We start from the raw sequence: 8,663 nt of genomic DNA on the forward strand, positions 1-8,663 counted from the left end.
CGCGTCCGCGGCCGCAGCAACCGCCGCCACCGCAGCAGCCGCCACCGGCGCAGCACTCGGCGCCGCCTCGCGAAGTCCCGCAGCCGGGTTTTCCTCAGCAGAACCCCGCCCAGCAGCCGCGCGAATCCTTCTCCGCCGCACCGCCGTACCCCACCCAAGCACAGCCGTACTCGGTCCCGTTCGACCCGCGCCCGGCACCCGAGCCGCCGCGTCGTCGCGGCCGCAGCATCGTCCCGCTGATCCTGCTGGCGTTCCTGGTGATCGTCCTGGCGGTCGCGGCGACCTGCACCGGCGGCGGCAACAGCAAACACCCCAGCACCGGCCCCGCGGTCACCACCTCCGAACCGGACGAGTTCACCACCCCCACCAGCACCACCACCCCCGACCCCACCATCCCGTCCGACACGATCGCCCCGGCCTGCTACCCGCTACAGCCCTGCCCGGGTAGGTAGTCGGCGTTCCGGCACCCATGCCTTCCGCCCGCTCGGGCGGACCGGGTGCCGCCAGGCTCGTCGGTACGCGCACACCACGACAGTCACCCCGGTTGACTACGGCTCGTCCGGGACAACTCGTGACGCGCCTCGCCTACCCGACCACCTCGAACGTGCTCAGCGGCGAAGCGTCTCCGTGCGCTGGAACAGTCAGCTCAACAACGCCGACTCCGAAGTTTTTCGGCGTGGCTCGTCGTTGCGCGGTCGAAGCGCATGGCCGAAGGCCGAGTCTCGACCGCGCAACGACGAGCCACAGGGCGCCGAAAAACCCGCCGGAGCGAAGCGGAGGCCAAAAATTCAGAAGAGCGTGTGGCCGATCGAGTGCCAGCCGAGTACGGAATCCACTGCCAGGCCGCAGAATACGACCGCGAGATAGTTGTTCGACTGCAGGAACAGTCGCAGCGGCTTGACCGATTCACCCCGGCGCACACCGGAATACAGCTGATGCGCCATGAGCAGGAACCAGGCGCCCGCCACGAGGGCGACAGCCGCGTAGATGACACCGGTCGCGGGAATCAGTGCCAGCGTGGCCAATACAGTCAGCCACGTGTAGATGACGATCTGCTTGGTGACGGCCTTCTCGGTCGCGACCACCGGCAGCATCGGCACCCCGGCCGCGCGGTAGTCCTCCTTGTAGCGCATGGCCAGCGCCCAGGTGTGCGGCGGCGTCCAGAAGAAGATCACCAGGAACAGCACGATCGCCGGCCAGCCGATCGTGCCGGTCACCGCGGACCAGCCCACCAGCACCGGCATACATCCGGCCGCGCCGCCCCACACCACGTTCTGCGAGGTGCGGCGCTTGAGCCCGAGGGTGTACACGAAGACGTAGAACAGGATCGTCGCGACGACCAGCAGGCCGGACAGCAGATTCGCCTGCCACCACAGCCATGCGAACGAGCCCAGGCCGAGCGTGAGGCCGAAGACGAACGCGTTGCGCGTCGGCACCGCCTCGCGGGCCAGCGGCCGCTTCGAGGTCCGCTTCATGACCTTGTCGATATCGGCGTCGGCGACGCAGTTGAGCGTGTTCGCGCTCGCCGCGCCCATCCAGCCGCCGAACAGCGTGGCCAGGATCAGCCCGATGTCGACGTGGCCGCGATGGGCCAGCAGCATCGTCGGGATCGTCGCGACCAGCAGCAGCTCGATGACGCGCGGTTTGGTCAGCGCGATGTAGGCGAGCACGCGGCGGGTGAGCGCCGCCAGCGGCCCGGTACCGGTGACACGATCAGCGAGCACCGTCCCGGAAGAACCATGCGCACCACCCGGCTGTTGCCCAATCCGCACTGTTTCTCCTCGCAGGTGGTGCTCGATCCGGTTCGGAACCGCCAGCGCGCCCGGCTCGGCGGTACTACCCTGGACCAGGGCACACTTCCGGCGGCGCGGCCGACTACTACACACGATGGTAGACCTAGGCGGGATGCGCTCCGGCACCGCCCGCCGCGAATCCTGTCCCTGCCGTGGGCTCGACGTCACCCGTACGACCGGCACGACTTGTCTCCGGCGCGGATGAATCAGCCACCGCCACGAGTTGGCAACCGTGACCGGGGTATCCGGTCGACACGCCCGCGTCACGTCGCCGATCGCCCGCGCGCCGCAATCGGTCCGGACGCGTACTCCGATCCGGCAGGGTTCCCTCCGCGCCTGTCGGACCGGGCCTCTAGGGTGGTGCACACAGCCCGAACCCGCCGCTGAAGTTGACGAGAAGGTCAGGAGAACCCCGGTCGTGTCAGTCACAGACGACATCCGCTCCCTCACCCAGCCGAGCCATCCGGACGACTGGACCGAACTGGACACCAAGGCCGTCGACACGGTCCGCGTGCTCGCCGCGGACGCTGTGCAGCAGGCCGGAAATGGTCACCCCGGCACCGCGATGAGCCTCGCGCCGCTGGCGTACACGCTGTACGAGCGCGTCATGCGCCTGGACCCCACCGATCCCGAGTGGGTCGGCCGCGACCGATTCGTGCTGTCCTGCGGGCATTCCAGTCTCACCCAGTACATCCAGCTGTACCTGGCCGGATTCGGGCTCGAGCTCGGCGACCTGGAGAATCTGCGCAAGTGGGGTTCGCTGACCCCCGGCCACCCGGAGTACCGGCACACCGCGGGCGTGGAGATCACCACCGGCCCGCTGGGCCAGGGTCTGGCCTCCGCGGTCGGCATGGCGATGGCCGCACGCCGTGAGCGCGGCCTGTTCGATCCGTCCGCCGCGACCGGGACCAGCCCGTTCGACCACTTCATCTACGTCATCGCCTCCGACGGCGACATCGAGGAGGGCGTCACCTCCGAGGCGTCCTCGCTCGCGGGCACCCAGCAGCTGGGCAATCTCGTGGTGATTTACGACGACAACAAGATCTCCATCGAGGACGACACCACCATCGCGCTCTCCGAGGACACCGCCGCGCGCTACCGGGCCTACGGCTGGCATGTGCAGGTCGTCGAGGGCGGGGAGAACGTCGTGGCGATCGAGGCCGCGATCGAGGCCGCCAAGGCCGTCACCGACAAGCCCTCGTTCATCCTGCTGCGCACCATCATCGGCTACCCGGCGCCCACCAAGATGAACACCGGTTCCGCGCACGGCGCGGCGCTGGGCGCGGAAGAGGTCGCGGGCACCAAGCGGGCCCTGGGCTTCGATCCGGAGAAGTCCTTCGACGTCGAGGACGCGGTCATCGGCCACACCCGCAACAACGTCGCCGAGCGCGCCAAGGCCGCCCGCGCCGCCTGGCAGGACTCCTTCGACGCCTGGGCGCAGGCCAACCCGGAGAACAAGGCGCTGTTCGATCGCCTGCAGGCGCGGCAGCTGCCCGAGGGCTGGACCGAGACGCTGCCGTCCTGGGATGCCGATCCGAAGGGCACCTCGACCCGCAAGGCGTCGGGCAAGGCGCTGGCGGCCCTCGCGCCGGTGCTGCCCGAACTCTGGGGCGGCTCGGCCGACCTGGCCGAGTCCAACAACACCACGATGCCCGAGACGCCTAGCTTCGGCCCCGACTCGATCTCGACCGGGATGTGGAAGGCGAACCCGTACGGACGCACCCTGCACTTCGGTGTGCGTGAGCACGCGATGGGCGCGATCCTCAACGGCATCGCCCTGCACGGGCCGACCCGCCCGTACGGCGGCACCTTCCTGGTGTTCTCCGACTACATGCGCCCCGCGGTGCGCCTGGCCGCGCTGATGCGCGTCCCGGCGATCTACGTGTGGACCCACGACTCCATCGGCCTGGGCGAGGACGGCCCCACCCACCAGCCGATCGAGCACCTCGCCGCGCTGCGCGCCATCCCGGGCCTGAACGTGGTCCGCCCCGGCGACGCGAACGAGACCGCGCACGCCTGGCGGACCATTCTCGAACTGGACAGCGCCGAGCGGCACTCGCACTTCACCCCCGCCGACGGCGCGCACATCGATGGCCCGTCCGCGCTGGCGCTGACCCGTCAGGACGTCCCGGTGCTCGAGGGCACCAGCTACGAGGGCGTGCGGCGCGGCGGCTATGTGCTGGCCGAATCGTCCACGGGCACACCGCAGGCCATCCTCATCGCCACCGGTTCGGAAGTTCAGCTCGCGGTCGAGGCCAGGACTAGGCTGGAGGCGCAGGGTATCGGCACCCGCGTGGTGTCCATGCCGTGTGTTGAGTGGTTCGACGCGCAGGACAAGGCCTACCGCGACCAGGTCCTGCCGCCGGAGATCAGGGCCCGTGTCACCGTCGAGGCCGGAATCGCCATGCCGTGGCACCGGTTCTCGGGCGACGCCGGTGAGAACGTCTCGATCGAGCACTTCGGTGCCTCGGCCGATTACAAGACACTGTTCCGCGAGTTCGGTATCACCGCTGATGCCGTGGTCGAGGCCGCTCAGCGTTCACTCGACAAGGTGAAGGGATAAGCGCAGTGACACAGAATGAGAACCTCGCCGCACTGTCCGCCGCGGGTGTGTCGGTGTGGCTCGACGATCTGTCACGGGACCGCATCCGGTCCGGGAACCTCGCCGACCTCATCGCCACCCGCAGCGTCGTCGGCGTCACCACCAATCCGACCATCTTCCAAGGCGCCCTGAGCAAGGGCAACGCCTACGACGAGCAGGTCAAGGAGCTCGCCGCGCGCGGGGCGGACGTCGACTCGGCGATCCGCACCATCACCACCGACGACGTTCGCGCCGCCTGCGACGTGTTCGCCGCGACCTTCGAGGCCAGCGGCGGCGTCGACGGCCGGGTCTCCATCGAGGTCGACCCGCGCCTGGCGTTCGACACCGAGCAGACCGTCGCGCAGGCGATCGAGCTGTGGAAGATCGTCGACCGGCCCAACCTGCTGATCAAGATCCCCGCGACCGAACCGGGCCTGCCCGCGATCACGAAGGTCATCGGCGAGGGCATCAGCGTCAACGTGACGCTGATCTTCTCGGTGGAGCGCTACGTCAGCGTGATGGGCGCGTACCTGGACGGTCTGCGCAACGCGAAGATCGCCGGGCACGACCTGGCCAAGATCCATTCCGTCGCTTCGTTCTTCGTCTCCCGCGTGGACACCGAGATCGACAAGCGGCTGGAGACCATCGGCACACCCGAGGCGCTGGAGCTGCGCGGCAAAGCGGGAATCGCCAACGCGCGCTTGGCCTATGCCGCCTACCAGGACGTCTTCGACGGTGGCAAGCACACCTCGACCTTCGCGCACCTGGCCGCCTCGGGCGGCGCGAACGCGCAGCGTCCGCTGTGGGCCTCCACGGGCGTGAAGAACCCGGACTACTCGGACACCATGTACATCACCGAGCTCGTCGGCCCCAACACGGTCAACACCCTGCCGGAGAAGACCCTCGAGGCCTTCGCCGACCACGGCACGCTCGACGGCGACACCGTCTCCGGCAGGGGCGCCGAGGCTCAGGAGGTCTTCGACCGGCTCACCGCCGCCGGCGTCGACCTGGCCGACGTGTTCGAGGTACTCGAGCGCGAGGGCGTGGACAAGTTCGAGAAGTCCTGGGCGGAACTGCTTTCCGCCACCACCGCCGAACTCGACGGGAACCGGTAGCGCCCGTGGCCTCCCAGGAGACGAAGGCCGTACCGGGGAATCCGCTGCGCGACGAACGCGACAAGCGGCTGCCCCGGATCGCGGGTCCCTGCAGCATGGTGATCTTCGGTGTCACCGGTGATCTCTCACGCAAGAAACTCATGCCGGCCATCTACGACCTGGCGAACCGGGGGCTGCTGCCCCCGGGTTTCGCACTGGTCGGCTTCGCTCGCCGCGACTACAAGGACGAGGATTTCGCGGAGGTCGTCCTCGACGCGGTGAAGGCGCATGCGCGCACCCCCTTCCGCCAGGAGGTGTGGGACCAGCTCGCCGAGGGCATCCGCTTCGTCCAGGGCACCTTCGAGGACGACGCGGCCTTCTCCCAGCTCGCGACGACCCTCGGCCGGCTCGACCAGGAGCGCGGCACGGGCGGCAATCACGCGTTCTACCTGTCGATTCCGCCCAACGCCTTCCCGCAGGTGCTCAAGCAGCTCTCCCGCACCGGTCTGGCCAAGGCGCAGGATCCGGGTCCGGGTAAGCGCCAGCCGTGGCGGCGGGTGGTCATCGAGAAGCCGTTCGGTCACGACCTGAACAGCGCAAAGGAACTCAACGCCCTGGTGAACGAGGTGTTCCCGGAGGAGACCGTCTTCCGGATCGATCACTACCTGGGCAAGGAGACGGTGCAGAACCTGCTGGCACTGCGCTTCGCCAACGAGCTGTTCGAACCGATCTGGAACTCCAGCTATGTCGACCATGTGCAGATCACGATGGCCGAGGACATCGGATTGGGCGGGCGCGCAGGCTATTACGACGGTATCGGCGCGGCCCGCGACGTGATCCAGAACCATCTGCTGCAGCTCATGGCGCTGACCGCGATGGAGGATCCGATCAGCTTCCACCCGCGTCAGTTGCAGATCGAGAAGATCAAGGTGCTGCAGGCCGCGAAGCTGGTCGAGCCGCTGGACGAGACCACCGCTCGCGGGCAGTACGCCGAGGGCTGGCAGGGCAGCGAGCACGTCGTCGGGCTGCTCGACGAGGAGGGTTTCGACCCGCAGTCCAGCACCGAGACCTACGCGGCGATCACGCTCAATGTGGAAACCCGTCGCTGGGCGGGCGTGCCGTTCTATCTGCGCACCGGAAAACGCCTGGGCCGCAGGGTGACCGAGATCGCGGTGGTGTTCAAGCGCGCGCCGCATCTGCCGTTCGACCAGACCATGACCGAGGAACTCGGGCAGAACGCGCTGGTGGTGCGGGTGCAGCCGGACGAGGGCATCACGCTGCGATTCGGGTCGAAGGTGCCCGGGTCGAGTATGGAAGTGCGCGACGTCAACATGGACTTCAGCTACGGCGAGGCGTTCACCGAATCCTCGCCGGAGGCCTACGAGCGGCTCATCCTGGACATGCTGCTCGGCGTGCCGTCGCTGTTCCCGGTCAACGAGGAGGTCGAATTGTCCTGGCGCATCCTCGATCCCGTCCTCGAGCACTGGGCCGCGAACGGCAAACCCGAACCGTACGAGTCCGGCACCTGGGGTCCGTCCTCGGCCGATGAGATGCTCGCGCGCAGCGGGCGGGAATGGCGGCGTCCGTGATCGTCGACATGCCGGACACCGACACCCAGGCGGTCAACAAGCGCCTGATCAAGTTGCGTGAGACCAGCGGCGTGGTCACCGTGGGCCGGGTCCTCACGCTGGTGGTGTGCACACTGGACAGTTCCGAGGCGGAGGACGCCATCGCCGCGGCCAACGACGCGAGCCGCGAGCATCCCTGCCGCGTCATCGTGCTCGCCCGTGGCGACCGGTTCGCCGAAACGAAGCTGGACGCGCAGATCCGCGTCGGCGGCGATGCGGGCGCGGCCGAGGTGATAGTGCTTCGGCTGCAGGGTGAGCTGGTCAATCACGAATCCAGCATGGTGATCCCGTTCCTGCTGGCCGATACACCGGTGGTGGCGTGGTGGCCGCGCGGGGCCCCGCAGGTCCCGTCGCAGGATTCGGTGGGGCGCTTGGCGATTCGCCGGATCACCGACTCCACCTTCGCGGCCGACCCGCAGGCCGCGATCAAGGGCCGGCTGGAGTCCTATGCCGACGGCGACAGCGATCTGGCCTGGAGCCGGGTGACGTCCTGGCGGGCACTGCTGGCCTCGGCGCTGGACGAGCCGCCGTTCGAGGCGGTCGAATCGGTGACGGTGTCGGGCCTGGCGGAGGAACCCGCGCTGGACATCCTCGCCGGTTGGCTGGCCGCCCGGCTGGGGTGCCCGGTGCGGCGGCGCACCGGTGAGCTGCGGGTGGAACTGCACCGGCCGAACGTCTCGATCGCGATCTCGCGTCCGCAGACCGGCCGCACCGCGACGCTGACCCGTACCGGTGAGCCCGGTCAGCGGTTCGCCCTGGCCCGGCGGGAGACCAACGACTGCCTGGCCGAGGAGCTGCGCCGGCTGGATTCCGACGTGATCTACGCCGATGCGCTCGCGGGTATCGAGAAGGTGATCTACGAGTAGGTTTCCTCGAATCCATTGCGGCACATACCGTTCCGCAATGGACCTGTCCGGGCGGCACGTGCGCCGACAACCGAAAAGTGCTCCCCGCGCGAGCGGGGATGAACCCCTCGAGAGGTGATCGATGACCGAACCGACCGTCGAAGTCCACCCGAGCACCGAGGATCTGCTGGCGGCCGCCGCGGCGCGTTTCGTCGCCGTGGTGACCGCGGCGCAGGCCGAGCGCGGCGTTGCCTCGGTCGTGCTGACCGGTGGCGGCACCGGGATCGGACTGCTCGAGGTCGTCCGCAAATCTCCCGGCGGGATCGACTGGTCGCGCCTGGAGGTGTTCTGGGGCGACGACCGGTTCGTCCCGGCGGGCGATGCGGACCGCAACGATCTGCAGGCCCGCACGGCTCTGCTCGATCACGTACCGCTGGATCCCTCACGGGTGCACCCGATGGCGGCCTCGGACGGCGAATATCCGGACCCGGTGGAGGCGGCGGCCGAGTACTCGGCAACCGTGCACGCCCACCTGGCCGAATACGGTGCGTTCGACCTGCATCTGCTGGGCATGGGCGGTGAGGGGCACATCAATTCGCTGTTCCCGCACACCGATGCGGTCCGCGAGGAGCACGAACTCGTTGTGGCGGTGACGGATTCGCCCAAACCGCCGCCGGTGCGCATCACCCTGACCCTGCCCGCGGTCCGGCGTACCCGCCACG

At 68.7% G+C, this 8,663-nt stretch carries 6 protein-coding genes and 1 pseudogene; 6 read left to right on the plus strand and 1 reads right to left on the minus strand.

Features of this window, described 5'->3' with window-relative positions; genetic code table 11:
* Positions 1-452 (plus strand): annotated as a pseudogene (locus NM2_RS50590) (hypothetical protein); the annotation flags it as partial.
* Positions 453-788: 336 nt separating this feature from the next.
* On the opposite strand, the gene NM2_RS46525 reads toward NM2_RS50590, so the two are convergent.
* Positions 789-1,772 (minus strand): heme o synthase, encoded by a 984-nt coding sequence (locus NM2_RS46525; RefSeq protein WP_067684132.1) that lies wholly within the window; start codon positions 1,770-1,772, stop codon positions 789-791.
* 439 nt (positions 1,773-2,211) lie between these two features.
* On the opposite strand from NM2_RS46525, the gene tkt reads away from it, so the two are divergent.
* The 5 genes from tkt to pgl form a co-directional block, all read left to right on the plus strand.
* Complete coding sequence (gene tkt, locus NM2_RS46530) at positions 2,212-4,356, plus strand: transketolase (protein WP_067684135.1); 2,145 nt, start codon at positions 2,212-2,214, stop codon at positions 4,354-4,356.
* A gap of 5 nt (positions 4,357-4,361) precedes the next feature.
* Positions 4,362-5,489, plus strand: coding sequence for a transaldolase (tal, locus tag NM2_RS46535; protein ID WP_067684137.1), 1,128 nt, complete (start codon positions 4,362-4,364; stop codon positions 5,487-5,489).
* Positions 5,490-5,584: 95 nt separating this feature from the next.
* Positions 5,585-7,057, plus strand: a complete 1,473-nt coding sequence (gene zwf / locus NM2_RS46540; RefSeq protein ID WP_218026140.1) for a glucose-6-phosphate dehydrogenase — start codon at positions 5,585-5,587, stop codon at positions 7,055-7,057.
* A complete protein-coding gene (gene opcA, locus NM2_RS46545) occupies positions 7,054-7,962 on the plus strand; it encodes a glucose-6-phosphate dehydrogenase assembly protein OpcA (protein ID WP_369690377.1) in 909 nt (302 codons plus the stop codon). The genes zwf and opcA overlap by 4 nt, the downstream gene beginning before the upstream one ends.
* A gap of 121 nt (positions 7,963-8,083) precedes the next feature.
* A partial coding sequence (gene pgl, locus NM2_RS46550; RefSeq protein WP_067684146.1) for a 6-phosphogluconolactonase occupies positions 8,084-8,663 on the plus strand: 580 nt, incomplete at its 3' end.

Source organism: Nocardia miyunensis NBRC 108239 (assembly GCF_001613065.1).
Lineage (GTDB): Bacteria > Actinomycetota > Actinomycetes > Mycobacteriales > Mycobacteriaceae > Nocardia > Nocardia miyunensis.

Excerpts from the sequence above, each read along its gene's own strand:
- zwf (WP_218026140.1), top strand. The coding sequence starts at position 5,585 with ATGGTGATCTTCGGTGTCACCGGTGATCTCTCACGCAAGAAACTCATG.